20 protein-coding genes and 7 pseudogenes are annotated in these 26,579 nt (G+C 54.7%); 14 read left to right on the plus strand and 13 right to left on the minus strand.

Going from position 1 to position 26,579, the window contains the following annotated elements:
* Positions 1 to 327: 327 nt before the first annotated feature.
* Positions 328 to 1,467 (plus strand): outer membrane protein assembly factor BamB family protein, encoded by a 1,140-nt coding sequence (locus BLU85_RS06095; RefSeq protein WP_371914228.1) that lies wholly within the window; start codon positions 328 to 330, stop codon positions 1,465 to 1,467.
* Between the two features lie 168 nt (positions 1,468 to 1,635).
* Here the strand turns inward: BLU85_RS06095 and BLU85_RS31640 are convergent.
* Together BLU85_RS31640 and BLU85_RS06105 are read right to left on the minus strand one after the other, a co-directional pair.
* Positions 1,636 to 2,220, minus strand: a pseudogene (locus tag BLU85_RS31640) (ATP-dependent endonuclease); the annotation flags it as partial.
* A 102-nt stretch (positions 2,221 to 2,322) separates the two neighbouring features.
* Positions 2,323 to 3,219: an AraC family transcriptional regulator gene (locus BLU85_RS06105; protein WP_063321877.1), complete on the minus strand. Its 897-nt coding sequence runs from the start codon at positions 3,217 to 3,219 to the stop codon at positions 2,323 to 2,325.
* Between the two features lie 149 nt (positions 3,220 to 3,368).
* Between BLU85_RS06105 and BLU85_RS06110 the strand changes: the two genes are divergently transcribed.
* Positions 3,369 to 4,094: an SDR family oxidoreductase gene (locus tag BLU85_RS06110; RefSeq protein ID WP_063321876.1), complete on the plus strand. Its 726-nt coding sequence runs from the start codon at positions 3,369 to 3,371 to the stop codon at positions 4,092 to 4,094.
* A 205-nt stretch (positions 4,095 to 4,299) separates the two neighbouring features.
* Here BLU85_RS06110 and BLU85_RS06115 read toward each other — a convergent pair.
* Positions 4,300 to 4,920, minus strand: a pseudogene (locus tag BLU85_RS06115) (TetR/AcrR family transcriptional regulator); the annotation flags it as partial.
* Between the two features lie 101 nt (positions 4,921 to 5,021).
* On the opposite strand from BLU85_RS06115, the gene BLU85_RS06120 reads away from it, so the two are divergent.
* The 8 genes and pseudogenes from BLU85_RS06120 to BLU85_RS31315 form a co-directional block, all read left to right on the plus strand.
* The gene (locus tag BLU85_RS06120) at positions 5,022 to 5,915 is read left to right on the plus strand and encodes an NAD(P)/FAD-dependent oxidoreductase (RefSeq protein ID WP_092198762.1); all 894 of its coding nucleotides are present in this window, start codon (positions 5,022 to 5,024) and stop codon (positions 5,913 to 5,915) included.
* 56 nt (positions 5,916 to 5,971) lie between these two features.
* Positions 5,972 to 6,352 carry an antibiotic biosynthesis monooxygenase family protein gene (locus BLU85_RS06125; protein WP_063321874.1) on the plus strand — a complete coding sequence of 127 codons (381 nt, stop codon included), beginning with the start codon at positions 5,972 to 5,974 and terminating at the stop codon, positions 6,350 to 6,352.
* Between the two features lie 83 nt (positions 6,353 to 6,435).
* Entirely contained in the window at positions 6,436 to 6,909 is a 474-nt protein-coding gene (locus BLU85_RS06130) for a methyltransferase family protein (RefSeq protein ID WP_092198759.1), read from the plus strand.
* A 338-nt stretch (positions 6,910 to 7,247) separates the two neighbouring features.
* Positions 7,248 to 7,385, plus strand: a pseudogene (locus tag BLU85_RS06135) (transposase domain-containing protein); the annotation flags it as partial.
* A 413-nt stretch (positions 7,386 to 7,798) separates the two neighbouring features.
* Complete coding sequence (locus tag BLU85_RS06140) at positions 7,799 to 9,169, plus strand: alginate export family protein (protein ID WP_256572838.1); 1,371 nt, start codon at positions 7,799 to 7,801, stop codon at positions 9,167 to 9,169.
* Positions 9,170 to 9,195: 26 nt separating this feature from the next.
* Positions 9,196 to 10,875, plus strand: coding sequence for an arylsulfatase (locus BLU85_RS06145; protein ID WP_092198756.1), 1,680 nt, complete (start codon positions 9,196 to 9,198; stop codon positions 10,873 to 10,875).
* Between the two features lie 41 nt (positions 10,876 to 10,916).
* Positions 10,917 to 11,954, plus strand: coding sequence for a formylglycine-generating enzyme family protein (locus BLU85_RS06150; RefSeq protein ID WP_256572837.1), 1,038 nt, complete (start codon positions 10,917 to 10,919; stop codon positions 11,952 to 11,954).
* Between the two features lie 340 nt (positions 11,955 to 12,294).
* Positions 12,295 to 12,558, plus strand: a pseudogene (locus BLU85_RS31315) (D-lactate dehydrogenase); the annotation flags it as partial.
* Positions 12,559 to 12,704: 146 nt separating this feature from the next.
* On the opposite strand, the gene BLU85_RS06160 reads toward BLU85_RS31315, so the two are convergent.
* The 4 genes from BLU85_RS06160 to BLU85_RS06175 are packed head-to-tail and all read right to left on the minus strand — an operon-like array spanning position 12,705 to position 17,878.
* Positions 12,705 to 13,724, minus strand: a complete 1,020-nt coding sequence (locus BLU85_RS06160) for a CobW family GTP-binding protein (protein WP_170847566.1) — start codon at positions 13,722 to 13,724, stop codon at positions 12,705 to 12,707.
* Between the two features lie 14 nt (positions 13,725 to 13,738).
* Complete coding sequence (locus BLU85_RS06165; RefSeq protein WP_092198750.1) at positions 13,739 to 15,313, minus strand: amidohydrolase; 1,575 nt, start codon at positions 15,311 to 15,313, stop codon at positions 13,739 to 13,741.
* A gap of 11 nt (positions 15,314 to 15,324) precedes the next feature.
* Positions 15,325 to 16,503: an MFS transporter gene (locus BLU85_RS06170; protein WP_092198747.1), complete on the minus strand. Its 1,179-nt coding sequence runs from the start codon at positions 16,501 to 16,503 to the stop codon at positions 15,325 to 15,327.
* A 40-nt stretch (positions 16,504 to 16,543) separates the two neighbouring features.
* Positions 16,544 to 17,878, minus strand: a complete 1,335-nt coding sequence (locus BLU85_RS06175) for an alginate export family protein (protein WP_092198743.1) — start codon at positions 17,876 to 17,878, stop codon at positions 16,544 to 16,546.
* A 279-nt stretch (positions 17,879 to 18,157) separates the two neighbouring features.
* Between BLU85_RS06175 and BLU85_RS06180 the strand changes: the two genes are divergently transcribed.
* The 3 genes from BLU85_RS06180 (at position 18,158) to BLU85_RS06190 (ending at position 22,144) form a co-directional block, all read left to right on the plus strand.
* The gene (locus BLU85_RS06180; protein ID WP_092198740.1) at positions 18,158 to 18,835 is read left to right on the plus strand and encodes a TetR/AcrR family transcriptional regulator; all 678 of its coding nucleotides are present in this window, start codon (positions 18,158 to 18,160) and stop codon (positions 18,833 to 18,835) included.
* 430 nt (positions 18,836 to 19,265) lie between these two features.
* Positions 19,266 to 20,750 (plus strand): aldehyde dehydrogenase, encoded by a 1,485-nt coding sequence (locus tag BLU85_RS06185; RefSeq protein WP_092199278.1) that lies wholly within the window; start codon positions 19,266 to 19,268, stop codon positions 20,748 to 20,750.
* 20 nt (positions 20,751 to 20,770) lie between these two features.
* On the plus strand, positions 20,771 to 22,144 hold the full coding sequence (locus BLU85_RS06190) for an aspartate aminotransferase family protein (RefSeq protein ID WP_092198737.1): 1,374 nt from the start codon (positions 20,771 to 20,773) through the stop codon (positions 22,142 to 22,144).
* A gap of 32 nt (positions 22,145 to 22,176) precedes the next feature.
* Here BLU85_RS06190 and BLU85_RS31220 read toward each other — a convergent pair.
* The 3 pseudogenes from BLU85_RS31220 to BLU85_RS31645 form a co-directional block, all read right to left on the minus strand.
* Positions 22,177 to 22,352: pseudogene (locus tag BLU85_RS31220) on the minus strand (LysR family transcriptional regulator); the annotation flags it as partial.
* Between the two features lie 66 nt (positions 22,353 to 22,418).
* Positions 22,419 to 22,748, minus strand: a pseudogene (locus tag BLU85_RS06195) (gamma-glutamyltransferase); the annotation flags it as partial.
* A 100-nt stretch (positions 22,749 to 22,848) separates the two neighbouring features.
* Positions 22,849 to 23,142, minus strand: a pseudogene (locus BLU85_RS31645) (hypothetical protein); the annotation flags it as partial.
* Here BLU85_RS31645 and BLU85_RS06205 point away from each other — a divergent pair.
* Complete coding sequence (locus tag BLU85_RS06205) at positions 23,056 to 23,691, plus strand: helix-turn-helix transcriptional regulator (protein WP_092199275.1); 636 nt, start codon at positions 23,056 to 23,058, stop codon at positions 23,689 to 23,691. The pseudogene BLU85_RS31645 and the gene BLU85_RS06205 overlap by 87 nt on opposite strands.
* Positions 23,692 to 23,745: 54 nt before the next feature.
* Here the strand turns inward: BLU85_RS06205 and BLU85_RS06210 are convergent, their stop codons facing one another.
* The 3 genes from BLU85_RS06210 to BLU85_RS06220 form a co-directional block, all read right to left on the minus strand.
* The gene (locus tag BLU85_RS06210) at positions 23,746 to 24,531 is read right to left on the minus strand and encodes an ABC transporter substrate-binding protein (RefSeq protein ID WP_092198734.1); all 786 of its coding nucleotides are present in this window, start codon (positions 24,529 to 24,531) and stop codon (positions 23,746 to 23,748) included.
* Between the two features lie 105 nt (positions 24,532 to 24,636).
* Positions 24,637 to 25,587 (minus strand): ornithine cyclodeaminase family protein, encoded by a 951-nt coding sequence (locus BLU85_RS06215; protein ID WP_092198731.1) that lies wholly within the window; start codon positions 25,585 to 25,587, stop codon positions 24,637 to 24,639.
* Positions 25,584 to 26,561: a threonine/serine dehydratase gene (locus BLU85_RS06220; protein ID WP_092198728.1), complete on the minus strand. Its 978-nt coding sequence runs from the start codon at positions 26,559 to 26,561 to the stop codon at positions 25,584 to 25,586. The genes BLU85_RS06215 and BLU85_RS06220 overlap by 4 nt, the downstream gene beginning before the upstream one ends.
* Positions 26,562 to 26,579: the final 18 nt, after the last annotated feature.

The raw sequence follows: 26,579 nt of genomic DNA on the forward strand, positions 1-26,579 counted from the left end.
TCTATTTCGCCTTATAGCCAGGTCGCTCCAGGGTTAACGCTGGAGTCCACGACAGATCGACTTGCCTGTGTGCTTGAAAGATGTGGGCAGGTAAGCGCGCCAAGACCATGGTGAGACATGCCGAGGCAGGTCAAACAGAAGTGTGTCAGCTGCGGCACAAATGCTCCGTAGATGCGACACCTGTCGCAGGTTGGCGCAGTCTTCGATTCTGCTTGCAAGCCTTGTATGGCGCGGCTTACAGGTCTTTGGCGAAGGCTGGCACAGGGGTTGCTCTTGTCCTTCTGCGCAGCGCAATGGCTTCGCTACTAATAAGAATCAGGAGTCCCCATGACACAGTTTGGTCTCGCCGTGCCTCCCGCCCCTCGAACCGCGCCCTTTGGCGCTCAGCTCAAGAGCCTGTTCGTCGCGTTAGCCCTGAGCGTCATGCCGGCCTGGGCGCTGGACATGCCGGCCAATGTCGATGGCAAGCGGATTATTGCCGCCAATCAGGAACCCGGTAACTGGATGAGCACCGGTCGTACCTACGATGAGCAACGCTACAGCCCGCTTAACAAGATCAGCGACCGAAACGTCAGCCAGCTTGGCTTGGCGTGGAGCTATAAGCTGGATCTGGACCGTGGTGTCGAGGCTACACCCATCGTGGTCGACGGAGTGATGTACACCACCGGTCCGTTTTCAGTGGTCTACGCCCTGGATGCGCGCAATGGCAGGCTGATCTGGAAGTATGACCCGCAGTCCGACCGTAACCGCGCGGGCGAAGCGTGTTGTGATGCGGTCAATCGCGGCGTCGCGGTGTGGAGGGGCAAGGTCTACGTGGGCGTGCTGGACGGTCGCCTGGAAGCCATTGATGCGAGGACCGGCCAGCGCGCCTGGTCGGTGGACACCCGGGCCGATCACTCGCGCAGCTACACCATCACGGGTGCCCCTCGGGTGGTCAACGGCAAGGTGGTGATTGGCAACGGCGGCGCCGCATTCGGCGTGCGTGGCTACGTCACCGCCTACGACGCAGAAACCGGCAAGCAGGCCTGGCGCTTCTATACAGTACCGGGCGATCCCAAGCTGCCGCCGGAAGACAAGGCCATGGCCATCGCCGCCAAGACCTGGCACGGCGACGCGTTCGTCGAGCAGGGTGGCGGCGGCACCGCCTGGGACTCTTTTGCCTTCGATCCTGACTTGAACCTGTTGTACATCGGCGTTGGCAATGGTTCGTTGTGGGACCCGAAATGGCGCAGTCAGGCCAAGGGTGACAACCTGTTTCTGTCCTCGATCGTCGCGGTCAACGCCGACACGGGAGAATACGTCTGGCATTACCAGACCACGCCGGGAGATGCCTGGGACTACACCGCACATCCCGGCACACATCATGTCCGCCTATTACGAACACATCCCCGAGGCGCCGAAGCGCAACCCATTCAAGAGCATGTATCAGTTGGGCCTGCGCACCGGGATGATGCCGGAAAACGCTGACGGACTGCTGGAAATGGCCAAGGGCTGGTCTGGCAAGCTGATCGCCTGGGACCCGGTCAAGCAATAGCCGGCCTGGGAAGTGCCCTATGTGACGATCTTCAACGGCGGCACCTTGAGCACTGCCGGCAACCTGGTGTTCGAAGGAAGCGCCGATGGCCGGGTAATAGCACGAATCAAACAATGGGGTTCCAGGCCGTACTCCACCTCATCCACCAATGCTATGGAGGCTGCCTGTGCGACCTGGCGTTGAAGGCCCGCTACCAGCAAGCGAGACGATCCGGTGCCGAGCGATCGTAGAGGAATTCCCTGGTCGTTGTGCAGGGCAATGGCGCCATCACCGATCGAGACTGCATGGGCATCCAACAATGCTTGGGCGGCTGCACCAACGGGTACGCCGAGATAGTTGGCGGTCTGCGTCACAATTTCCAGAGGCCGCTGAAGCTGAGCTCCTGCTTGTACACCGAAACCATTCCGAGCGTCTCGTGCGGCCTCTGCCAAGGCACCACCGAGCGCAGGCCGCTCTTCGGTCAATCGGTTGAGGATGGAGTTACGGCTCCACGACAGGTTGGTGTTGGCATAGCTTGCGATGCGAGCGGGGGAGATGCGTGCTCGATCCTTCCAGGCCAGGTTTCGCTCAATGCCCTGCTGGCTCGCCCGGTCAGAATAGAGCCGCCAGGAAGGCTCCAGATCACTCTCGACCTTGAGTTGCAGGGTCAGTACGGTTTCGATACCGAAACGCGGCTCATCTTCTAGCGTTCGGTTCAGATTTCGAGGTCATCTGTTCAATCTTGCGCTATTGGCGCTCGGCGAGGACAAGCTGTTTCCCCTTCGGTAGATCGTTGGCACGCAACGGTTCTAAAGAGACACGGCCGTCGCTGGCGCGGCATGCAACCGTTCGATGTCCTGCCTGGGTGGAGCGCCGAACAGGCGCCGATATTCACGACTGAACTGCGACGGGCTTTCATATCCAACCGCAAACCCCGCTGCGCCTGCCGTCGCGTTCCCTACCAGCATCAGGCGGCGCGCCTCTTGCAATCGCAACTGCTTCTGGTACTCGAGCGGCGTCAGGCCTGTGATGCCCTTGAAGTGCGCGTGGAGTGAGGAGGGGCTCATGCCCGCCTCGGCTGCAATGTCCTCGATGCGGATTTGGCCGTCGAACTGCCGGCGGATTACGCCGATGGCGCGGCTTACCTGGTTGAGGTGGCTGCCGGCTGTTGCGACGTGGCGCAGCATCGGACCATGTGGGCCAGTAAGGAGCCTATAAAGGATCTCTCGCTCTATGAGGGGCGCCAGAGCGCCGATTGTCTCGGGCCGGTCGAGGAGTCGAACAAATCTGCAGACAGCATCGATAAGGTCCGGATCGCTGGGGTGTACTCCAAGTATCGGTAGATCGGTGCGAGGGGAAGTGCGGCCCTCCGTCATCAACAGCTCTGCAAGTAGTACGGGATCGAACCCGATCTTGCAGCAAAGGTAGGGTTTGTCTGGGCTCGCATCGATGACGTGGCATAGGAGGGGCATGTCGACTGAGACCAGTAAGTAGTTCGCGGCGTCGTAGACCATGCTGCGCTCGCCCATCGAAACGCGGTTCGCCCCTTGGGCGATCAGGCAAAGCCCAGCCTCATAAACCACCGGCGTCGGCATGCTAGGCCGATCTACATGGACCAGTGATAAGCGGGGTATGGCGGTGACACAGAGGCCCGATCCGGGGGCGTGGCGGTCGATTGCACTCGCGAGTTCGTTGATCCTGTCCATGAAGGCCTTCTTGAGTCGAGTTCACGCCAGGCTGGCGCCGCATCCAATCTTAGAGGATCGTGCAAACTATTTGTAGGATCGCACTACCGCATGTTGCGACCCAAGTAACATCCTGAGTGCCTCATTTTTAAGGCGAAAAGGATCGGTTCATGACCTCCAAAATCGACAAAGTGGTGCTAATTACTGGCGCATCGAGCGGCATCGGCGAGGCGACCACGCGGGAGCTGGCGGCTGCAGGCGCGCGGCTGTTCATTGGCGCACGTCGCGGCACGCGCCTGGAGGCATTGGCGGACGAGCTCGGTGAGAATGTTGCGTGGCGCGAGCTCGACGTAACCGACGGCTGCGCATTCGATGCGTTCGCCGGTGCGGCGAAGGAGCGGTTCGGTCGGATCGACGCGCTGGTCAACAATGCTGGCGTCATGCCGCTATCGATGCTCGCCGCGCTCAAGAGGGACGAGTGGAAGCGGATGATCGACGTGAACATCCACGGCGTCCTCAACGGCATCGCCGCAGTGCTGCCCGACTTCATCGCGCAAAAGAATGGGCATGTCATCAATATTGCCTCCATTGCGGCGCGCATTGTGATGCCGTCGTCTTCCGTCTATTCCGCGACCAAGCATGCAGTGCGTGCAATTACCGAAGGGTTGAGGCAGGAGCACGATATGATTCGTACGACACTCATCTCGCCCGGACCTACCGCAACCGAACTGGGTCACGACGTCACCGATCCCGATATCGCCGCAATGCTCAAGGTCTCGATTCCGCAGGGAATGTCTCCTGATGCGATCGCTCGGGCGATCCGCTACGCACTTGAGCAGCCTGATAGCGTCGACGTCAACGAGCTGGTCGTACGGCCGACGGCCTCTGCAATGTAGACTGGCGACACGCCAGTTTTCGGCCAACACAGACTGAATCGCCCAGCGTTTCGTTAAGTTTATCGGAGCGCCTGGCGCGGCTCGAATTTTGTAGCAGATCATCCTGACGGCATTTTAGTTATCGACATGACAACGTTTCAGCTTTGGCTGCGGTACCGATCGATGCTCCGGACCCGATAGCATATCGTCGGGATGGCACCGTCGTGTGTGCGGCGATGAACATGGCGACAGCCGACCGGCAATAGGATTCTATTTCGTTGTCGTCCTCCGCTCTCGCTTCATCGAAGCGCGCGATGATCAGAAGATCGGATCCTTTGAAAAGCGCGGCAAACAAGCGGGCGGACTGGCGAGGGTCGGGAACGTTCAGAACCGCCTTCGCGTGCAGCTGACGCAGCAGGGTTTCTATTTGCGCGATGATATAGGCGGGGCCGGCTTCGTATTGGGGCTTGCTTAACGACTTTTGATTCGTTTTGTCGGCCATGATCATGGCTTCGACACTGCGCACGTCCGGACTCAACAGCGTGCGAAGCAGGGTTGTTCCCACCGCCGTGAGCTGATCTTCGGCCGAACCGTCGACGCCTGCAAAAAGGGCCTTTGGTGCCAACTGCTGGCAGTGGGCCGCAATGGCCGCGCTGAACAGCGCCTCCTTGTTTTCGAAGTGCCGATAGATGCTCAGCTTGGATATCTTCGCCCGTTGGGCCACCTTGTCCATGGTGGTCGCTTGAAAACCCAATTCCACAAAGAGTTCGCCTGCGACGTCGATGATCGTTTGGCCAAGCGCCTCGTTGGCCGGTCGGCCGCGCCGGGCCTGGCTGTTTTCGGTCATAAAAGATCCAGTACTTGACAGTATTCTAATTCGTAAATTAGGGTACTCCAAAGTATCTTAAGGCGGCAAATCAATTCATACACAGCGCGGAGCCCATCACCATGAATGACGTCATCATCATCGGCGGCAGTTTTGCCGGTCTTGCTGCAGCTCTGCAGCTCGGCCGTGCCCGCCGAAAGGTTACCGTTCTCGATACCGGCCTGCCACGCAATCGCTTCGCCGGTCGCTCGCATGGCGTGCTTGGCCACGATCACAAGCCTCCATCGGACATCCTGGCCGAGGCGCGGCAGCAGCTGGCGCGCTATCCCACGATCCAACTGGTCAATGCCCAGGCCGAGAGCGTCTCCGGCGCCATCGATGATTTCTCCGTCCTCACGGGAGAGGGCGAAACCCTCAGGGCGCGCCGCCTGATCCTGAGCTATGGCGTCGCCGACCAGATGCCTGCTGTTCCGGGCTTTGCCGAAGGCTGGGGTACATCCATCATCCCGTGCCCCTATTGCGACGGCTTTGAGGTCGCCGGCCAGCATTGGGGCCTCGTCTGGTTCCGCCCGCAGTCGCACATTCAGGTCAAGCTGTATCAGGATTGGACCGACAGGTTGACGGTCTTCGCCGATGGTCACGACATTGCACCCGATCTCCGGGCCGATCTGGCCCACCGCAACATACCTGTCGTTGATGGCCGGATCACCGAGATCGCCCGTCACGGGGGCCATAGCGCCACCGTCAAGCTCGATACCGGCCCCGATGTCGCAGTCGACATTCTGTTCGCGCATCCGCCCACTAAGCCATCCGCAAGCCTTCATGACTCATTGGGACTCGCCACGGTCGATACGCCTCTCGGCATCGTCCTCAAGGTCGACGAGCGCCGCGAAACCAGCATACCCGGCATCTATGCCGCCGGCGATCTCGCCACCCCCGGAATGCCCTCGGTCACTACGGCATCATGGCAGGGCGCAACGGCCGGAATCTCCGCTCAGCAGTCGATGCTGACTTGAGAGCAGGCAGCATCGATCACCCCAGTTTCAATTTCACAATAGACAGGAGCGCCACCATGTCCGCCATAAAACCATTCAAACCTCTAGACGAGAAATTTCCGTTCGACCGCCAACTCGGTATCGCGGCCGCGCCTCTCGTGCTTATCAACCTCTTCATGGTCGTCGATCCCGCCGATGAAGCGGGCTTCCTGGACGCTTTCAAGGCAGCTGCCGAGATCATAACGAAGCAACCGGGCTTCATTTCCATGCAACTGCATCGAGCGATCGGCGATAGCCCGACTTACCTGAACTATGTGGTGTGGGAATCCACCGAGGCGGTCCGCGCCGCCTTCACTGATCCCGCGTTCCTCGCGAAACTTCCAGCATATCCGTCATCCGTTGTGGCCAGCCCGCACCTGTTCCAGAAGGTCGCCGTCCCCGGCTTCTGCACGGCCTGACCCCGGAGATATGGCAAAGCGCGCTGACGAGTATCTTCGCCCAGCGCTCGATGCTGGCTTGAGAGCACAAATTGGAGATGAGTATGACCGTCGAGCCGCACAACGCGGGTGTGCGCTTCCCTCCACCCTTACTCTATCTGGGAGCGCTGCTGTTGGGGCTGGCGGCGGACCGGTTCATTACCCTGCGCTCTTTCGACATCGACTGGCGGTTGCTGGTCGCGACGGGCGCGCTGCTGTTCGTTGCCGGCGCGGCGATGATGCTCGCAGCGACAGGGCTGTTCCGGCGGCTGGGCACCAACATTCCGCCGTCGCAGCCAACGACCCTCATCGCAACGACCGGTCCCTATCGGTGGACGCGCAATCCCATGTATCTCGGCATGGCGCTTATCTATGCCGGCCTTGCGATTGGCTTTGACGGGCCGATCGCCTTCGCCTTGCTCCCGTTGGTGCTAATCGCGATCCAGAGGCAGGTGATCGCCCGCGAGGAGCGCTATCTCGAAGCGAAGTTCGGCGACGACTACCGCCGCTACAAGGCCGAGGTTCGCCGCTGGCTCTGACTATTCCGCTCCGCGGCTGCCGACTGCGGAACCGCGAATAGAGCGGGGACATAGCCAACAGGTGTACGGGGACATGGTTGACACTTCTCGGTTAGACGAGCTTGCCGAGAACTCATCATTTTCTGGAGCACGAGAGATGCCATGAGCCTGAAAGATGAGTTCATTTCCTTGGCTTTACGGTCAACTGCAAACGCGATGAACGCGGTGCAGGCAAAGGCAGATTGGATTAACAAGTAGTCCGACGCGGGAAAACGCCCTGACCTACACCGCCCAGCAAGTGCTGGTGACCAGCGGCGCCAAGAGCGCGATCTTCTATTTCGCGAGGATCCGACTATGCCTTGGAAACGGCTGAAGCCAACGGTCAAGAGCCTTATGCGTGGCCGCGCTATACCCTTGAGCGTCTGCCACAAGCCTCTAGCGTAGAAGACTTCGAGGCCTTGCTGCCGTGGAACTGCACGCCGCAAGCTCCAAGATAGCCGGAGATTCCTACCTTTAAAAAAGAGGGGGCATGGAGCGCTTACATTGATTATGGGGGGCGCCGCCGCCTGTGTTTAGTTGTCTAGGCGGTTTTCAGATGTTTCGATGCCCTTTCTGATAGGAAGTATTAAGTCTCTCGACGGAAATGTTAAGTGCCATTTTGTCCATATCACCCGGCTCAATCGGCACAAATCCAGCACAGACAGCGGTGCTGGTTTTAGGCTGTTTTCCGAGTGAGTCATGGCAGCGACAGCTAATTTTGCTGTCACGCAGAGACAAGCCATGCTTCCCGATCCGGGCATACGATCACCTCCAAGCGAGCACACTTAAAAAAACGCTCGGCGTCGTGAACTTACCTTCCTGCCTCCAATAATTAAAATGGTGAAGTATGTCTTCGAAAAGCCGGATCACCTTGACTTACAAGAAGCCGGATGAACAGAAGGTTCGCTCCTTCAAGGTTCAGTTCGGCGCTGTTAATATTTTCCTCGGATTAGCGTTGGCTGTAGTGAATCACAGTGCTTCGGCTGCAACGATTTATAAAGACGACAACTCGAAGCTTGACTTCACGGTACAGGCGATCTACGGGGCGTTTCACAGCAGTGAATCCTATAATCAGGGCGGTCCTATCAAGTCTGGTGCCGCCGGTTGGCAAGAAGGGGTACTCAGGGCTGGGTTTAAAGGCCAGACGTTATTGCCTGGGTTATATGACAGTTCGCTCTACGGAGAAACCACTTGGGTGGCTAGCGGTACCTGGGATGGTGGCGATGCTGCGGGATACACGGACGGCTCCGAGCGACGAGCATCAATCGATCGGGCCTATATCGGCTGGCGCTCGGGTAATCTGATGCATGACTGGGGAAAAGATTTTGTCGATCTATCTGTGGGCAGCCAGAAAATTCAGATAGGTGATGGATTCATCATCAACGGGGATGGCTTAAGTGTCGGCAACAATATCGCCGATGGTCAATTGGATAGAGGTGGCGCCTATTACCTCACCCCGCGCAATGCTTTTCATAATACGGTGAAGCTGCACCTTGGGGCGCAGGATCTATGGCGTGGCGATTTGATTTGGCTGAAATCGGATAATGAGATCAAAGCCAAACCAGAACTCGGGATTGCTGTACTGGAAAGGGGAGATGAGCATGCTACGTTCGGCCTCACTTATATAAAGGGTTTGGGGGTTGACGAAAGCTTGGCGAACAGTTTCAGCGCCCAGAGGGATGGCCTTGAAGTTGTCAGCCTTCGTGGGCAAGGTGACTTCGGTATCAAAGATCTGTTTTTATCGTTCGAATATGCCCATGAGGACAAGTCACAGGGGCAGGAACATGCCTGGTACGCGGAAGGCGCGTGGACCTTCTCCCAGTTACCATGGACGCCTCGCTTGGGCTATCGCTACAGTCGTTACTCCGAAGACTACGACCCCCTCTTCAGTGGTTACAGTCGTGGTTACGGCACTTGGTTTCAAGGCGAAGTCGCCTCTAACTACTCAGGACCATTTCAGCGAAATGCTGGCATTCATATGGCGGAACTCCAATTGCATCCGACCGCCAATCTGACCTTGGGCGCATTGGCTTACTCGTTTAGAAGTCTGGACAAAAGACAAGGCGACCTGGACGCCAGTGAAGTGGATGCATACCTGGATTGGTCGGTGGGAGAGAACTGGGTTATCAGTCCCTTGGTGGGGCTCTATAAACCTAAGAAAAGTGCAGAACAAGGCGGCTCCCAACTGGGGAACGATAATCTTAACGTCTACAGCCAGTTAGTCGTGGCTTTTCACTTCTAAAAAATGACAGAAAAGGTTCTGAAGAAATGAAAAAAAACTTGAACTGGCTCGCCTCTACTGCCTTGCTCGTTGTGGCCTGTCTTGCCCCCCAGGCCTTCGCAGCCTCAGCGAAACCCAACATTTTGTTAATTGTTGCCGATGACTTGGGGTATTCAGATCTAGGAGCATTTGGCGGGGAAATTGACACCCCGAATCTGGATGAACTGAGTAAGCACAGTACTTTGCTTCAATCGCTTTACGTTGCCCCCACCTGTTCGCCGACCCGCTCCATGTTGATGTCGGGGACCGACAATCATCTCGCAGGTGTCGGTAATATGGCGGAAATGATGACGCCTCACCTGACACCTGAGCAAATGGGCAAGCCTGGCTACGAGGGTTATCTAAACCAGCGCGTAGCGGCCCTGCCAGAGTTGATGAAGGATGCTGGCTACCAGACCTTCATGGTCGGAAAATGGCACTTGGGTGGCGCTGATGGACTGCGTCCACAGCAGCGTGGATTCGATAAGTCATATGTCCTTATGGGGGGTGGGGCCGCTCATTTTAAGCAAACGGCACCTATGCAAATAGCGTCAGACGCCCCGGAACCCGTCTACAGGGAGAATGACATCAAGGTAGAGTTGCCAGCGGACTTTTACTCATCGACCAACTTTACGAACAAGTTGATTGAGTACGTCGATGCTGGCCTGGGAGAAAAAAAGCCCTTCTTTGCCTATGCGGCCTACACCGCCGCGCATTTACCTTCCCAGGCTCCCGACGCCTATCTGCAGAAATATCGGGGACGTTATGACCAAGGTTACGAAGTGACCGCGGCACGCAGAATCGAAAAACTCAAATCTCTTGGCCTGGTCGACGCAAAAGCTACACCGGTTCCGATGCCCAAGGGGGTAAAGCCATGGTCTGCACTCAGTGTCGAAGAGAAAGAATACTCGGCACGGACAATGGAAGCCTACGCAGCAATGGTCGATGCTTTTGACCATGAGATCGGCAGACTTATCAATCACCTCAAGGACAAAGGGCTTTATGACAACACCTTGATCGTGTTCTTGTCCGATAATGGACCAGAAGGTAATGATTGGAGTAAGGATGTTGAAAATGATCAATGGATCCCCAAACACTTTGACGTCTCGTTAAACAACATTGGACGTCCAAACTCTTTCGCTTATGAGGGACCCGCCTGGGGGCAAGTCAGCGCCCAACCATTCAGAATGTTCAAGGCCTATACCAATGAAGGGGGTGTTCGTTCTGCATCGTTCATGCGTCTTCCATTCAATGACAACCCTCAACGCACCGACGCCGTGGTGACTGCCATGGACGTCATGCCAACGATACTTGATGTGGCAGGTATCAAACATCCCGGTACGCAATACCAAGGCAAAACCGTTGAGCCGATGAAGGGGGCGAGTGCTTTATCCATGCTCCAAGGTAAAAGCCATGCAGTGCATGATTCCACCTATACCGTCGGTATTGAATTGATGGGGCGTAATGCTATCCGCAAGGGTAACTGGAAAATCGTTTACTCCTTTGATGATGGCAAGGGTACTTGGGCGCTGTACGACCTGGCGACCGACCGCGGTGAGTTGCACGATCTTTCCAGTAAGCACCCAGACAAGTTGAATGAGCTGCTGACTGAGTGGGCGCAGTATGTGCGGCAGAACAATGTCATCAGTACGGGGCGTGATACAACCTACCCACGTCGTGACTATTGATACAGAGGGCCTCCCACGTGAAGAGGCCCCATTGATGAGTTATGAAAATGAATGACTACAGGCGTGCTCTGATAGCCGGGGCATTATTGAGCGTGATGGTTACCATTGATGATGTCAGTGCCGAACCTGTTTATTCATCTTTGGGTGACGTATCATCTTGCAAGCAATATTCAGGCTTACCGCCCAAGGATGTACCTATAGAGCAGGTATGGGTGCCGGGGGGCACCTTTACTATGGGTTCCAATACGCACTATCCGGAAGAAGCGCAAGAGCGGAAAGTTACGGTGGATGGGTTTTGGATTGATCGGCATGAAGTAACGAATGCGCAATTCCGAGCGTTCGTTGAGGCGACGGGATACAAGACACTGGCTGAGCGGGGGTTAGACCCTAAAGTATTTCCCGGCTTGCCCGATCAGATGTACCGTCCTGGATCAACAGTGTTCGAACCCCCTCGCGATCTGCAGGTCAGCAATCTTCAGTGGTGGCATTTCATAGGAGGAGCGGATTGGCAACACCCTAGTGGTCCAGGCAGCTCCATCGACAATATGGATAATCATCCCGTCGTACAAATAGCCTTTGAAGATGCTCAGGCTTACGCGAAGTGGATGAACCGTGCATTACCGACCGAAGCTCAATTTGAGTACGCGGCTAAAGGTGCGAGCAGTACAACCTACCCCTGGGGCAAGAGTCTTCATTTGGACGGGAAGGAGATGGCGAATACCTGGACCGGCGTATTTCCTTTTTTGAATACCGCCACTGATGGTTTCATCGCGACAGCGCCTGTTGGCTGTTTTCCTCAGAATGCCTACCATCTTTTTGATATGGTGGGTAATGTTTGGGAGTGGGTAATGGATGACTGGACGCCTTATCACTCCATCGAGGAAGAGCCTCATCCAGAAATTGATCTTGAGGATTCACTCAGCGTCCAAGCGCGAACGCTTCTGCTGGGTACAATCAAAGGGGGATCTTTTCTTTGTTCACCCTCGTACTGCAAACGCTACCGTCCGAGTGCGCGACACGCTCAGGATCGAACCATGGGAACTAATCATATTGGTTTTCGTACCGTGAGCCTTCCTTGAAGGCCTGAACTTGATTTGTTGAGCGGTTTAGTTGACTTGTTAGTCCTCATTTTGGGCCGGCATATGTGCCAAATCATACGCCCGACTATGAGGTGCCTTAACCATGCGTAGAGGTCCATAAGTATGCGACTTGCATGATGAATTGCACGAACCTCAAGGCGAGTATGGCGTCCTCTTGGCACTTCAATAACTGTGAAAGCCTGACACCGAGACTTCCATTACTCTACCTCACAGTTTTACCGGAAATCGATTCCGTTCATGGGCGATAAAGGCGGAGTTAGACCCTCTGGCAAAGAGCATCGGCGATGCTGCCGAACTGTGCTACGCTTTCGGTTGGCATGTGGACTGGCTTAAGAGGCTGCCGGCATCCATCGAGCAGCAATTGATCCTGAAGCTGTATTACGGACATTTCTTCTGTCACGTCTTCCCTCAAGATTACATTGTGTGTAAGGGCCATGATTGCCCAGCCGTGGAACATGCGATGTACGCACTGCCGGATGAACGTGGCGCTTAATACCCGGCAGAGCATAACGTTGGCCATCCAGCGAAGGCCGATCTAAAGGCGTTCTATCAGAAGCTGGCCCCGTCCAATGTCTTCAATCCGGGCGTGGAAAATGTCAACATTGGCAGGGTGAGGCTTGAAAAGGCCAGGCAAACAGGGGGTGGATATCGAGAGCGCCCCTCTTGGATTTTAACGATAATCAAATCCATCAGATTCAAACCGACGAAATCATCACTTTTCAAACACGATTACTTGGTCTCCAATACCATAGCGCTAAACTTCTCCCTCACGTCTCGTTCTGGCAGTCCATCTCCAATAATAATGAGCTGGGTAGACCGCAAGTTCCCGGGCCATGCCTCCAAGCTGGTTTCGGGGAAGAGATAATGCTCCACCCCTTGTACGATGATGGGCTTATCCGATTCCATTATGTTCAAAATCCCCTTCATTCTTAACAGCTTGTGGCTGTACGTCCGGGCCAGCCACCTTAGAAAAGAGATGGCGACGGCCCACTTGATCGGCTCGTCGGCACTTAAGCAGAAAGTATGCACCCCTTTGTGATTGTGCGTCGAAGTACTCACCGATAAAGATGGTTGGAAATGCGTAGGTCTAAGCCTTAGAAGCATCTCTTTTGCCAATGGCTGCTGTTGGTTCTCAAGCAGTAACGAAAAAATATCCTGTTGAACGCGACCATTTGTAATGGGTTTATCTGGGTACAAGTCGCGCAGCTTTTTAGTAATACCTACAAGGGTATCGGTACTCACCAGATCTGTTTTTGTCAGTACCAGGTGATCGGCGATACCTATTTGTCTGTCTCGCTCTACCCGAGGCCGATGCTCCAGCGCACCTATCTGGCAATCCACCGTGGTCACTACAGCCTGAAGTCTAAATCTTGAAACGAGGCCTTCATCACCAAGCAACAGCTTCACCAGTGGAACAGGATCTGCCAACCCCGTCGTTTCGACAATCACACGATTAAAGTTTGGTAACACTCCGCTTTCACGTCGGTTAAACAGTGACTTGAGGGTGTCCCCAAACTCAGATTTCATAGTACAGCACACACATCCGCTTTTAAGGAGTACGGCATCGTCGTCGAGCGTTCCGACCAGTAGGTGATCCAACCCAACCTCACCGATTTCGTTGATGATGACGGCGGTGCGCGCCATGCGTGTGTCGGCGAGAAGCTCGCGGAGCAATGTCGTTTTACCGCTGCCAAGGAAACCGGTCAGAAGTGTGACCGGTATACGGTCATGGGTGGTCAGGTTGGTCACCATATTCTCCTAATTTACGCCGATTCCCGTGAGTAGACTTCTTCCCCACAGATGAAAGTTTTGAGTACTTTCGTCTCCGCTATTTCGGCGGGAGAGGCCTCGAATATAGGCGTGTCCAACACAATGAATGTCGCCTCTTTACCAATCTCCAAAGAGCCCCGTTGATCTGATCGACCGACAGCAATGGCGCCATTTATGGTTAACATTTCCACTCCGAGTTCAAGAGAAACGCTTTCATCTCCATGCTCCAATACCCCTGCAAGCGCCGGGAATAACGTTGGAGTAGGAGGTAATAGCCAGTCCGTGCCGATCGTCATCAAAGCACCGTTCTCGTACAGGGTGCGAAAATCGTAAGCCCTACCCAATGCTTCTTGATACTGCGGAATATGCCAGATCGCCGGAGACATTTCGGCCACAACGCCTAGATCTGCGAAGCGCTTGCGATCCCGCTCAGAAATATAGTGGGCATGAGCGATGTCGTGGTATTGGCCTGGGGCTCGAGGTACATGCGATGCGCGTTCGTAGTTATCGAGTCCAATTCGGGCAGAACCGTACCCAGTGCAATGGGACTTAACAATAAGACCCTCAGCAGTCCAGTCCGCAATCCGTTCGCTCAGTTCATCTGGATCTAATAAGAGGTTGTATGTGATCGGTTGGTCAGTCACCGGATCAAGCGGTACATGGCTGAAAACGGGTGCCATGGAGGTCCCATCAAGTAAAACCTTGATAGCGTTCACGTCAACCCTTGGGCTTGCATACATAGCGCGATTCGCAATCACTGCATCCTGGCCGGCCTTATTGCAGCCCGCAAGCATTTCCGAGCCCCATGGTATGTGACATGTTAGGTTCAGAGTGAGCTGTCCACGAGAATCCAAAGCTTTCGCTGCTTTCAAAAACGCTTCGTTTGCTGAAGCCTCCTGAACCGACGTGATTCCATGCTCATTACAAACCAACGCCGCCACTTTAAGAGCTTCTACGTTCTCTTCAAGAGAACTTTGAGGAGCTGCGCGGTGTACAACCCCCCAAGCTTGCTCACGGAGAATTCCGTTCAGTTCCCCGGTATCCTCATCCCGCCCAATAACGCCACCGGGAATTGGAGGGGAATTTTTATGCAATCCGGCGGCGGCGAGAGCGGCGCTATTCGCCATCGCATTGTGGTAGGAAAAATCGTGTAGCACGATAGGTACACCGGGGAGGACATTATCCAGCCATTCCAACGTCAGGATTTCAGTGGTCAAGACTAATGGATTGTAAACGCTAGCCGTAATCCATTTACGATGTGAGTTTTTTGTCCAATAAGCCCGGAGCTGTGAGGCAAGCTCATCTAGGGTCTGTGGGTCGTCCAGTTGGCACTGAAACCCCAGTCTGCGTGCCGCCGCCCAGATCAAATGGCTATGGGCATCGTGCAGTCCAGGAATGATTGTCTTACCCTTGAGGTCGACATTTACAGTTTGAGCATTTGCTAAGGCATTGATCTCGGTCACGTCCCCGATAGCCAAGATTTTTCCATCATTTACCAGCATCGCCTCAGCCCTAGGCTGATTCTTATTAACCGTCCAGATTTTTGCGTTGTAGTAGAGAGTTGACATGGTTACTCCTTTCAGACTTTTGACGTAAGTTCAGTTGAGATGCGAGGCGGATGCGCTTTTATCAGGTAGACAATGATCCCGGCCACAGCAGAACAGGTCGCAGAGATCACGAACACTGGCGCGAGGCTGTCTCCTACTATGACGCTGGCGATTAGTGTCGGGGCCAGAGCAACCGCTAGGCATTGAGTGACGCCCATATACCTAACGTAGATATAGTTTGGATCGTTTGCGGCGATGTGCGCCATGTAATACGAAAGCGCAAGCATCCATCCTACGTTCATTACAAACAGCGAAGCCATCAGTCCGTTTGTAGTGAAACTTGACGTAGCTAAAATTACGGTCGGGACGGCGATTAAAATACAGCCGATTAGAATGAAAGGCTTCCTGCCCCAAGTATTGCCAGCTAAGGCGGCGAAACCGGCTCCAGGCAAACCTCCTAATAGACCAATACCAAATGCCCAGCCAATGTCCACCTCGGAAATCCCTTGAGCCATACCAATGTTACCAACGTATCCCCACAGGGAAAATATAGCCACCTCTAAAAGGAACATACCCAACATGGCAACGCCGCCATCAAATTGCGTACCTTGTCCTGATAATGTTGAAGACGAAACACTCTGTTGGAGGCGAAAAAGATACTGGCTTAAAAAAGCGCCAGCGACAGTGATCATGACAAACCATATCCCGATAGAGTAAATAGCAGTTTTTGCACTGTAGTACTCAACGATGACTGGGTACAAAATGGCGTACCCGCAAAAGACCAATGTTTGCAGCGCTAGCGTTATGCCATATGAGCGCTCTTGACCTTTGATCAATCCTAGATAGTAGATAGCCAAGCTGAATGCCAGTCCCGCACCGCATCCCGCCATAAATCTTGAAGCCAGGACTACCTGGAAGTTAGCAAGCTGGGCGGATACTGTGTTAAAAATGAGTGCAATTAATCCAGCGCATATGAAAAGAATGGCAGGTTTAATACGCTTGGCTAGCGAGGCACAAACTACGGTGCCGAGCAGCATGCCATAGCTTTCCGCGGAAATAATCCAGCCCTGTTCGGAAAGATCTAGATTGCGTATCGCCGCAAGCGACCCAATGAACATCGGAAGAATACCAAGAACAATGATTGCAATGGTTGCAATCCATATGAGTAGCAGTCGATCACGGTTTACATTGGAGGCGTGATGGTTGTGCATGATGCACCTGTTTGGTTTTGGCGTTGGAGGGATGGTCTGATCAGTATTTATACGCAACCCAGAATTCAAGTGCGCTGAAGGTTTCATCACCCAATGCTTGCTTCGCACCGGACAACGGCTGCACCCAATTGAAAGAAACGAAAGAATAGATGGAAGGAGTGGGGGTCCATTCCAAGTACAGACCTGTCTCATTTGCAAAGTTTTTATTTGTCACTGGCGTGCCAAAGTAATTACTTTCCGCCAGCTCAAAGTGATGGTGTTGGGCTCCAACCGAAAAAACTTCGTTGAGCTTCATTCTGCCGCGGAGAGTACTGACCTTTGCGTTACTGTTGTACAGCACATAGTTGCCGACAACTTCCCCAATCAACCATTGCCCCCAGTCAGTGTATCCCTTCGTGCTAGGGTCAAAGCTTCGCTTGGTGTTATCGCCCGGATCGTCATCGCCTGAAAAATACGCATAGCGATATCCAATCGAGGGCGCAGACGGCATGGAAAACGTATAGTCCAACGATCCGTACCAAGCTTTGGCGTCGTATTTGATTCCGTCTCCGCTGCCTTTCTCCAATGCATACTCTGCGTTATAGACCAGGCCAGGAAGGCCAGGAATACTGCCTTTGAGCGCGCGTAAGTTGTAAACGTTTTGACCATTTCGTTGTGACGAGAGGGCGGAAAGCTCCGACTCCATTGTGTCGACTTTGTAAGCCAGTGCTCCTAGCACGACGTTTGGCAATTGCCAGTCAGCGTTTAGACCTTGGAGCCTAAAGTCACCCGCATGTCCGTCTGTGCGAAGAGAAAAAGCCTGAGCACTGACATGGCTACCTGTCCAGTTGAGAACGACAGAGTCTCGGTAGGCCGTTCTGGGCGCGCTGTAGTAGGCGCCGTCACCAAATGCATCCACATTCCCATCACCAATAAGGAACATGTTCCCTACAGCGAAGTTTTGGTTACCAACGGTCAGCTTCCAATCTCCGACTTGCACGCCACCATATAACTCCTCTAGGGCAGTGTTGTTGGCGCCGTTGCGGGTGTAGCCCCCTGGGTCAGCCCCACCTTGTGTGGTAGCTGCAACGATGGAACCTCCGGCCAATAGAGTGGTGTCTGGGTTGACGCTATATTCCATTGTTACGCTTGGCTTTACCGAGAACTCTTGCCAGGAATGGTTTTGCCCGGTCGGTTTGCCTGACCGGATATCGAATGCGCCAGCACCAAAGTTGGCGTTTTTTGAAGAAACCGAGGCCGCCAGTGCGGATAGGGTGAAATCAGCCTTGAAATCGCCTTCTTGGATTTGGTAACCGGCAAAGGCGGTTCCAGAAAGCGTCAGGCCAACGCCATACGATAGACAAGTGAGGCCGTAGGTACGTGCGAACCTATGCATTTGTGGCTCCTGTGTATTTGATTTTTTTGTTCAACAGGGCAGTGAGGAAGCTCCGAGTTCGAGATCGTCCTGATCAGATGTAGCTCGGCGTAGCTGTTTGTCTTGGGAGGTGAACCTCCCGGAGCTATGAGGCCTGAATCGGCCTCTGCGAGGCTCACCCATCTCCGTAGCGGGGGCCGTGGATTGATTTTTGCCATCAAAAAATATTTTTGTAAAGAAAATAATTTGAATAAAAAATAAAACCACCCTAATCTACGATCATCTGAAGAGAGGACAGTCATGACGGGGTTGAGAGAGCGACAGAAGGCGCAACGTCGGCAGGTGATTGCCGACGCCGCGCTAGCCGTATTCAGTGAGGTCGGATTTTCAGCAGCGACGCTTGACCAGATCGCCATTCGGGCCGGCGTGTCCGCGCCTACCGTAGTGAACTACTTTGGGGGCAAGCAGGAGATTTTGCTTGAGCTTCTCAAAGCGCCGGATGCGGTAGCAATCCAGCGCCTAAGGCTTCGTGCTGAAAAAGCCAGTAGTTTGCTGAACGCGCTTTGCGAAATTGATACAGAGGTCGCTGTACTCCAGCTGGAAGCATTTCCACCTAAATTGTGGGCTGAAATTGCGCCAGCCCTTTTAGCTGGAGAGCTGCAGTACATTTTCAACATTTGGAATGAAGTCTTGCTGTCTGAGGTCAAGCTGATTTTGCAATATTACCAGCGTGCAGGCCTGTTCAAACCAGAGGTGAGCATTGACGTGGCGCTGCGCATTATCAGTGATCTTAGCAATATGGCATTTGCCCGCCTTGTCACTCAACCTGAGCCTGACTTGGTGGGTCATGCCGTCCAGATGCGCGCTACGTTTGAGGCCATTTGTGCTGGACTGGAAGCGGTTGGCCACTCAGGTCTGACACTTTCCTCTAAAAAGAAAAGCACTGCTGCAGGTTCCAATTTAGAGGCTAAAAACTGATAACCGCTTTTTGAGGTTTAGGAGCCTCGGTTCTATCCAAGTGCTGCACTCGTTAATCGCCCTTGTAGAGCAGAAGCGATGATGACCATGACCTAGTGGAAGTCTCCACAGTGATCCGCGGCTCAGTAAGCATGGGACAAGGCCACAAGCCAGATGGACTTAGCACCAAGCAACGGCTGAACGCTTGTGACGACCTGTTGGCCAAACGGCTTGATGGAATGCGCTCGGATGAAAGGCTAGCTAGTCGTTAGGCCATTAGGAAAAAGTATATCTAACACTGAAGTATTTAACATGCCCAGTTGCATCGCAGGCTGTCGAACTACAAGAGATGTACACAAGGAAGCTTTTATATAGCCTCGATCGATAAATTTACTAATTCCACCATCCTTGCTTAATGGTCACAATCAAACAAAACGACGAGGCTCCTGTTATGTCTTCAAAGGAATATTGGAAAACATTGGTCCATAGCCAAAAATTCGCCAGTCACGCATGGATTGGAGGGCAAGGCACAGTTTCGCCCAATACATTTGAAAGCATAAATCCTGCTACCGGACAGACGCTTGCTCACGTCATCAATTGTGGGGAGGTGGAAGTCAATCAAGCAGTCGAAGGCGCCCGAGCAGCATTCAACTCAGGTGTATGGTCTTCTTGCAGTCCGGTTGAACGGAAGCAGGTGCTGTTGCGATTGGCTGATCTGATTATTGAGCACAGAGAAGAGCTCGCGCTTCTCGAGTCAAGCTGCATGGGCAAACCCATTTCTGACGCTATGAACATCGATGTTCCAGGTTCGACAAATGTCTTTCGCTGGTATGCGGAAAGCCTAGACAAGCTGTACGGCGAAACCGCACCTTCGGCGCCTAATGTATTGGCTACGATCACCCGCGAACCACTGGGCGTGATCGGTGCGGTAGTGCCATGGAATTTCCCGCTGGACATGGCGTCGTGGAAGATTGCGCCGGCATTGGCTGCTGGTAACTCTGTCGTATTGAAACCTGCGGAACAATCACCATTCTCCGCCATTCGACTGGCTGAATTGGCAACGGAAGCGGGCGTGCCCTCTGGTGTGTTCAACGTAGTTCCTGGTTTAGGAGAAACCACTGGACGGTTGGTTGGGCTACATAACGATATTGATTGCCTGGTTTTCACCGGCTCCTCACAAGTGGGAAAAAAGTTCATGGCGTACTCGTCACAGTCCAACCTGAAGCAAGTATGGCTGGAGTGCGGTGGTAAGAGCGCCAATCTCGTCTTTGCTGATTGCGAAGATCTTGAGCTCGCCGCCGAGAAAGCTGCCTTTGGCATCTTCTTCAACCAAGGGGAAATCTGTTCTGCAAACTCTCGATTGTTGGTGGAGCGGAGTATCCACGATAAATTCGTCGCGCTGCTGAAAGCTAAGGCTGCCCTTTGGATGCCCGGTGACCCGCTGGACCCCACAAGCCCCGCTGGTGCAATTGTCGACGCAAAGCAAACAAGCAACATCCTCGAACACATCGAAATCGCGAAGGCCCAGGGTGCAACACTTGTTTGTGGAGGGCAAAGCGTTGAAATCAACAATTCCAGCAACTTCATTGAGCCGACTATTTTCACAGACGTGAATCCGTCTATGACCTTAGCCACCGAAGAGGTCTTTGGCCCTGTGCTCGCGGTCATACCGTTCGACACGGAAGATGAGGCAGTGGAGATTGCGAATTCGAGCGTTTATGGGCTGGCCGCCTCAGTTTGGACGGACAATCTGAACCGCGCCCACCGTGTAGCTAAAAGACTTCGTGCGGGGACCGTATCGGTAAACACCGTTGATGCGTTGGACGTGACGATACCCTTCGGTGGATTCAAACAGTCGGGCTTCGGGCGCGATCTATCTCTGCATTCTTTTGAGAAATATACCCAGTTGAAAACCACGTGGTTTCAATTGCGCTAAGCAGCGCCAGGAGAAATGAAATGACCAAACCGATACGCACTACAAGCGACTATCAGAAGCTGGATGCCGCACACCATATCCATGCCTTTCTAGACCAGAAGGTGCTAAACGATAAAGGCGCACTGGTAATCGAACGTGGAGATCGTTTGCATCTGTGGGACACCGAGGGAAAACGGTACCTTGACGGCATGTCTGGCCTGTGGTGTACGAACCTGGGTTACGGGCGTAAGGATCTCGCAGACGTTGCCCATCGTCAGCTTCAAGAGCTGCCATACTACAACCTGTTTTTCCAAACCACTCACCCTAGAGTGAATGAGCTGTCCGAGCTGCTCTTTAGTCTCCTGCCAAACCGCTACAGTCACGCGATTTATACAAACTCCGGCTCCGAGGCAAACGAGGTACTGATTCGCACAGTGCGCCGTTACTGGCAGATCCTGGACAAGCCCGAAAAAAGCATCATGATCGGACGTTGGAATGGATATCACGGCTCCACTCTGGGCAGCACAGCCCTAGGGGGCATGGGTTTCATGCACGAGATGGGTGGCATGCTCCCAGGCTTCGCTCATATTGGTGAACCCTACTGGTACGCCCAAGGCGGCGAACTCGACGAGCAGGCCTTTGGCCTGAAAGCAGCGGCTGAGCTTGAAACGAAGATCCTTGAACTCGGGGCAGAAAAGGTAGCGGCCTTCGTTGCTGAACCATTCCAAGGCGCAGGCGGCATGATTTTTCCTCCGGCGAGTTATTGGTCCGAGATCCAGCGGATCTGCCGCAAATATGATGTCCTTCTTTGCGCAGACGAAGTAATCGGTGGTTTTGGTCGTACAGGCGAATGGTTTGCTCACGAACATTTTGGCTTTGAACCGGACACCCTCTCTATCGCTAAGGGACTGACCAGCGGATACATCCCGATGGGGGGCCTGGTTCTGAGCAAAAAGATAGCGGAGGTGCTGGTCGAAAAAGGCGGTGTTTTCGCAAGTGGCCTGACTTATTCTGGCCATCCCGTGGCCGCTGCTGTTGCTATAGCGAACATCCTGGCTTTGCGCAATGAAGGGATTGTCACCCAAGTTAAAAACGACACGGGCCCGTACCTTCAGAAAATCTTGCGTGAGGCATTCAACAATCATCCGCTGATTGGCGACGTGCAAGGGGTGGGAATGGTTGCTGCTCTGCAATTTGCTGAAGAAAAATCATCTCGCAAACGGTTTGAAGCGGAGAACGATATCGCCTGGCACTGCCGGACTGTCGGTTTTGAAGAGGGTTTGATTATCCGCTCAACCTTGGGTCGGATGATCATGGCGCCTGCTTTGATCGCTAACCATTCTGAGCTTGATGAGTTAGTAGAGAAAACTCTCCGGGCAGTGAACCGCACGGGCCAGGAACTCAATCTGATCTAGCTATTGCCGAGCCTCAGCTTCCAAGGTTGAGGTTCGAGAGCCTTCCTGTAGAAAGGGGTTCTGCTCGGAGTCATGGACATACCCTGAGCATGATGCTGGATGAGCAACCGTACACCAAATCTCTCGCCGTAGAGATCGAGGGTTGGACTATATAGAGCTTGCGTGAGGCCTCTGCTACGCATCCACACTCAATAGCTTGCGGCGGGATGAGAGTTAGCGGTTTTTAGAGAATGATCCTACGCGCAACTAAGTTACGCGTAGGATCTTCGGACTGTCAGTACGCGGCTACCAGACCATCCTTCCGGGGATCAGTGCCACCCACATAACCATGAGTGGTGCGCTGGATAATCTGCGCGCCGCCAAAGGCGAATACGCCGTTAGGTTCTTCGACGTCTATGTCGTGACCTTTGGCGCGTAAGGCTTCGACCACCTGTGGGTCGAATGCACGTTCCACTGCGACTTTCAGGCCAGATTCGATCCTCCAGCGCGGTGCGTCTGCGGCGGCTTGCGGGTTCTGTTTGTAGCGCAGGATGCGCATCATCATCTGCAAGTGACCCTGTGCCTGCATCGGGCCGCCCATCAGGCCGAAGGACATCAACGGCGAGATTCAGGCAACGTGTCCCAGACTGCACTTCCGACAGGCTGGCGTGAGGACAGCCTGCGGGGATGTACAGGCAGGAACCCGCCGGAACATGGATGCGCTCGCCACCGATGCGAAAGAATCGATATCCGCCGATCACGAAGGTGAGTTGATGCTCATCATGGAAATGCATGCCAGACACCGGTGTGTCATCGCCTGACCAGGCGCCGTATTCGGCGAAGTCATCACGCCAATAAGTCCACATCCACTCACTCCGGTTTTTACCTATGATTCGTTTATGATGGTACGCATTCTGACAATCGGACCCGACATGAGCCCAACGCGCGACGCCTTCGCCAGCCGCCTGATCAACTACAAGACCATCGCCGACAGCATGGCCACTTTGCTGTTTCCACATGCAGAGGTGGTGCTGCACGATTTGGCGACGCAAACGGTCGTGCACATCGCCAACAATATCTCCAAGCGTAAGATCGGCGACGACTCGGCGTTGGAAGAGGTCGGTGGCGATCTGAGCCAGCAATTGAGCTTGGGCCCTTACGAAAAGCTCAATTGGGATGGCCAGCGCGTAAGGTCTATCACCAGTGTCCTGCTGGACGGTCAAGGTAAGCCCGAAGTGGCGTTGTGTATCAACCTCAACTATTCAGTACTGGAGCAGGCGCGGGATGCGCTGAATCTGTTCTTCCAGGCCAGTCGAATGGTCACCCAGCCCGAAGCGCTGTTTCGTGACGACTGGCAAGAGCGTATCAACACATTCCTGCACCGCTGGCTGCAGGAGCGACACCTGGCGCTCAACAGCCTGACTCGGGCCCATAAACGCGACCTGATCGAGGCCCTGTTTCACGAAGGGGCTTTCGACGGTAGAAGCGCCCACGATTATGTTGCCAACGTCCTGAACATGGGGCGCGCAACCGTCTACAAATACGTAAAAGCGTTCCGGGACGCCTGATCGAGAGGCTGAGGGATGGGAGCGAACAAGTCCGCTCCCATCCCTCAGCGCCGATCACTGCCCATAGATATCGAAGCTGAAGTACTTCTGATCAATCTTCTGATACTCGCCACTAACCCTGAGCGCGGTAATCGCGCTATTAAAACGGCTTACCAGGTTCTGATCATTTTTGCGCACAGCAATGCCCACGCCATCACCGAAGTATTTCGGATCGCGCAATGGCTCCCCTACAAAGGCGTAGCCCTTGCCATTGTCGGTATCGAGAAAGCCCAACTGCACAGCGACGTCATCGCCCTGTACCGCATCCAGACGACCTGCCAACAGATCGAGATACGCCTCGTTCAGCGTGGCATAACGCACAACTTCTGCGCCTGTGGGCACCAGCACTTCAGTGGCGAAGCGGTCATGGGTGCTGGATCGCTGCACGCCAATGCGCTTGCCCTTCAGTTCGCTGAAGTTGCTGCTCAGGGCAAAGCCTTTCTTCATCGCGATGCGACTTGCGCTCTGGTAATACTTGTCAGTGAAATCCACCGATTTCTTGCGGTCTTCAGTGATGGTCATCGAGGACAGAATCGCGTCGATCTTGCGCACTTTCAGCGAGGGAATCAGGCCATCGAACTCCTGCTCGACCCATTCGCACTTGACCTCCATCTGCTTGCAAAGCGCGTTGCCGATGTCGTAATCGAAGCCGACGATCTGGCCATCGGCGGCTTTCGAAGCGAAAGGAGGATACGCCGCTTCGATACCGATCCTGAGGGTGTCCTGGGCGAATGTCGCCGGAGCGAAAAATGCACAAACGAGTGAGAGGGTAGTCCAACGCAACAACGGCTTTACAGTCATGATCCAGATCTCCGGCAAGTCGCCAGTTAAAGAAGGTCGATGAGCGTCCCGACCCGAGCCGGAACGCCTGTTGCAGTGGCAGTAAAGCGATTGAAAGTCAGGCCCTCACGCTTGGGCGCAGGACTCCAGTGCGCAGCGGGATATCTGTGCATCCTGTACCGCGACACCGGTGAGATCGACGATGGTGATTTGCTGATCGTTGGTGCGCCCGCTTACGTCACCCGCCAACACCTGGCCGAGCTCCAGCAGCTGTTCCTTGTCGATCAGCCCGGCTTTAAGCGCATGAGAAATTTCTCCGTACTGGCTGCACTGTGCGATCGAGTCCACGACGATGACATCAGCGCGGCCAACCAATGCCGGATCCAGCTCCTGTTTGCCCAAAGTATCCGCACCCACGGCGGTGATATGTGTCCCTGGGCGAATCCACTCGCTCTTGAGCAGTGGCTCACGAGAAGGTGTAGTGGTGACGATCAGATTGGCTTTGAGCGCGAGCTGCTGAGCGTTCAGCGTCGTTTCCACACGAAACCCCAAGGCCTCTGCAAAGTCGCGATAGGCATCCAGTTCAGATTGCCTGCGCCCCCAGACGATGACGTCGCGGCAATCGGTGACGGCCGTCAACTGCTCCAGTTGCATGCGCGCCTGCATGCCGGTGCCGACGATGCCGATTGCCTGAATGTTCGATGGCGCCAATGCTTTCGCGGCGATCTGCCCGGCGAGGGCGGTGCGGATGCAGGTGAGCCAGCCACCGTCCTGTAACAACGCCAGAGGCTGCCCGGTCTGAGCGGACAGCACCAGCATCAGACCATCGTTGCTTTCCAGCCCTTTGGAAGGGTTGTCATAGAAGCCGGTGGAAATCTTCACCGTGAAAGTGTCTTCACCCTCGACCCAGGCCGATTTGATACAGCAATCGCCGTTGGCTTGCGGGAAAACGAAATTCTGTACCGGTGGGACTTTGACCTTGCCCTTTGAAAAAGCGACGAACCCTTGCGCGACCTGTTGGGCCGCCTCGGTCAGGTTCAATGCGCTGATGATCTGTTGTTGGCTATAAACGTTCACTGGATGGCTCCGACGAATTTTTCGAGAAGGATGTTGCGGCCGCACAGGACCACGGCGATCCGTTTGCCTTGATAATCGCCAGCTAGTTTCAGAGCCCCGGCAAGTGCGACTCCGGCTGCGCCTTCGATAATCCAGCGCTCATAGCGCGCAACCGCTTTCAGGGCGGCGCGAATGTCGTCTTCACTGACCAGCACTGTGCGATCGATGACGCGCTGGCACAGGGGGAAGGTGATGCTGCCAGGCTCAATGCCGCCTGCCGTGCCATCGGAGAGCGTGTCCAGTTCATCCATTTCGATGATTTCGCCGGCGGCCAGGGAACGTTCCATCGTCGGGGCGTTTTCCGGCCAGCAGCCAACGATCTCGGCCTTCGGGCTCAGGTGCTTGAGCGCCGTGCCGATGCCCGACACCATACCGCCGCCACCGACCGCTACAAACACGGCATCGACTTCCGGCAACTGTTCGTGAATTTCCATGCCGATCGTGCCTTGGCCCGCGATGATTTGCAGGTCGTTATACGGCGAGACGAACAACGTGCCCTGACGCTCCGCCTGGCGCGCGGCTTCCAGTTCGACACTCAGCGGATCGGTATCGAGGGTGACGACATCGGCACCCAGGGCGCGGATCGCATCCAGCTTCAACGCCGAAGCCGTGGTGGTTGCATACACTGTGACTGACACACCGGCGGCCTTGCCCGCCAGTGCCACACCTTGGCCATGATTGCCGGAAGACGCGGTGATTACGCCTTGCTGGCGCTGCTGTTGGGTCAGCAAACGGACCTTATTGCTGGCACCGCGGAATTTGAACGAGCCCGTGTGTTGCAGGTGCTCACACTTGAGGTACAGCTCGACTCCGCTCAAGGCTGACAGACGCGGGCTATAGGTCAGCGGAGTTACGGCAACCCCAGGACGTAGCTCCGTGTGGGCCTGCTGGATGGCGCCGAACAGCTCGGCGAAGGTTTGATTGTCGATTGCCATGAGACGTCCTGATTGAGT

The organism is Pseudomonas sp. NFACC14 (assembly GCF_900106885.1).
GTDB lineage: Bacteria > Pseudomonadota > Gammaproteobacteria > Pseudomonadales > Pseudomonadaceae > Aquipseudomonas > Aquipseudomonas fluorescens_AA.

What these genes read in the sequence shown, in the direction of transcription:
- BLU85_RS06095 (WP_371914228.1), top strand. Translation starts at nt 328, where the DNA reads ATGACACAGTTTGGTCTCGCCGTGCCTCCCGCCCCTCGAACCGCGCCC.
- BLU85_RS06105 (WP_063321877.1), bottom strand. Translation starts at nt 3,219, where the DNA reads ATGGACAGGATCAACGAACTCGCGAGTGCAATCGACCGCCACGCCCCC.
- BLU85_RS06110 (WP_063321876.1), top strand. Translation starts at nt 3,369, where the DNA reads ATGACCTCCAAAATCGACAAAGTGGTGCTAATTACTGGCGCATCGAGC.
- BLU85_RS06120 (WP_092198762.1), top strand. Translation starts at nt 5,022, where the DNA reads ATGAATGACGTCATCATCATCGGCGGCAGTTTTGCCGGTCTTGCTGCA.
- BLU85_RS06125 (WP_063321874.1), top strand. Translation starts at nt 5,972, where the DNA reads ATGTCCGCCATAAAACCATTCAAACCTCTAGACGAGAAATTTCCGTTC.
- BLU85_RS06130 (WP_092198759.1), top strand. Translation starts at nt 6,436, where the DNA reads ATGACCGTCGAGCCGCACAACGCGGGTGTGCGCTTCCCTCCACCCTTA.
- BLU85_RS06145 (WP_092198756.1), top strand. Translation starts at nt 9,196, where the DNA reads ATGAAAAAAAACTTGAACTGGCTCGCCTCTACTGCCTTGCTCGTTGTG.
- BLU85_RS06150 (WP_256572837.1), top strand. Translation starts at nt 10,917, where the DNA reads ATGAAAATGAATGACTACAGGCGTGCTCTGATAGCCGGGGCATTATTG.
- BLU85_RS06165 (WP_092198750.1), bottom strand. Translation starts at nt 15,313, where the DNA reads ATGTCAACTCTCTACTACAACGCAAAAATCTGGACGGTTAATAAGAAT.
- BLU85_RS06170 (WP_092198747.1), bottom strand. Translation starts at nt 16,503, where the DNA reads ATGCACAACCATCACGCCTCCAATGTAAACCGTGATCGACTGCTACTC.
- BLU85_RS06175 (WP_092198743.1), bottom strand. Translation starts at nt 17,878, where the DNA reads ATGCATAGGTTCGCACGTACCTACGGCCTCACTTGTCTATCGTATGGC.
- BLU85_RS06180 (WP_092198740.1), top strand. Translation starts at nt 18,158, where the DNA reads ATGACGGGGTTGAGAGAGCGACAGAAGGCGCAACGTCGGCAGGTGATT.
- BLU85_RS06185 (WP_092199278.1), top strand. Translation starts at nt 19,266, where the DNA reads ATGTCTTCAAAGGAATATTGGAAAACATTGGTCCATAGCCAAAAATTC.
- BLU85_RS06190 (WP_092198737.1), top strand. Translation starts at nt 20,771, where the DNA reads ATGACCAAACCGATACGCACTACAAGCGACTATCAGAAGCTGGATGCC.
- BLU85_RS06205 (WP_092199275.1), top strand. Translation starts at nt 23,056, where the DNA reads ATGAGCCCAACGCGCGACGCCTTCGCCAGCCGCCTGATCAACTACAAG.
- BLU85_RS06210 (WP_092198734.1), bottom strand. Translation starts at nt 24,531, where the DNA reads ATGACTGTAAAGCCGTTGTTGCGTTGGACTACCCTCTCACTCGTTTGT.
- BLU85_RS06220 (WP_092198728.1), bottom strand. Translation starts at nt 26,561, where the DNA reads ATGGCAATCGACAATCAAACCTTCGCCGAGCTGTTCGGCGCCATCCAG.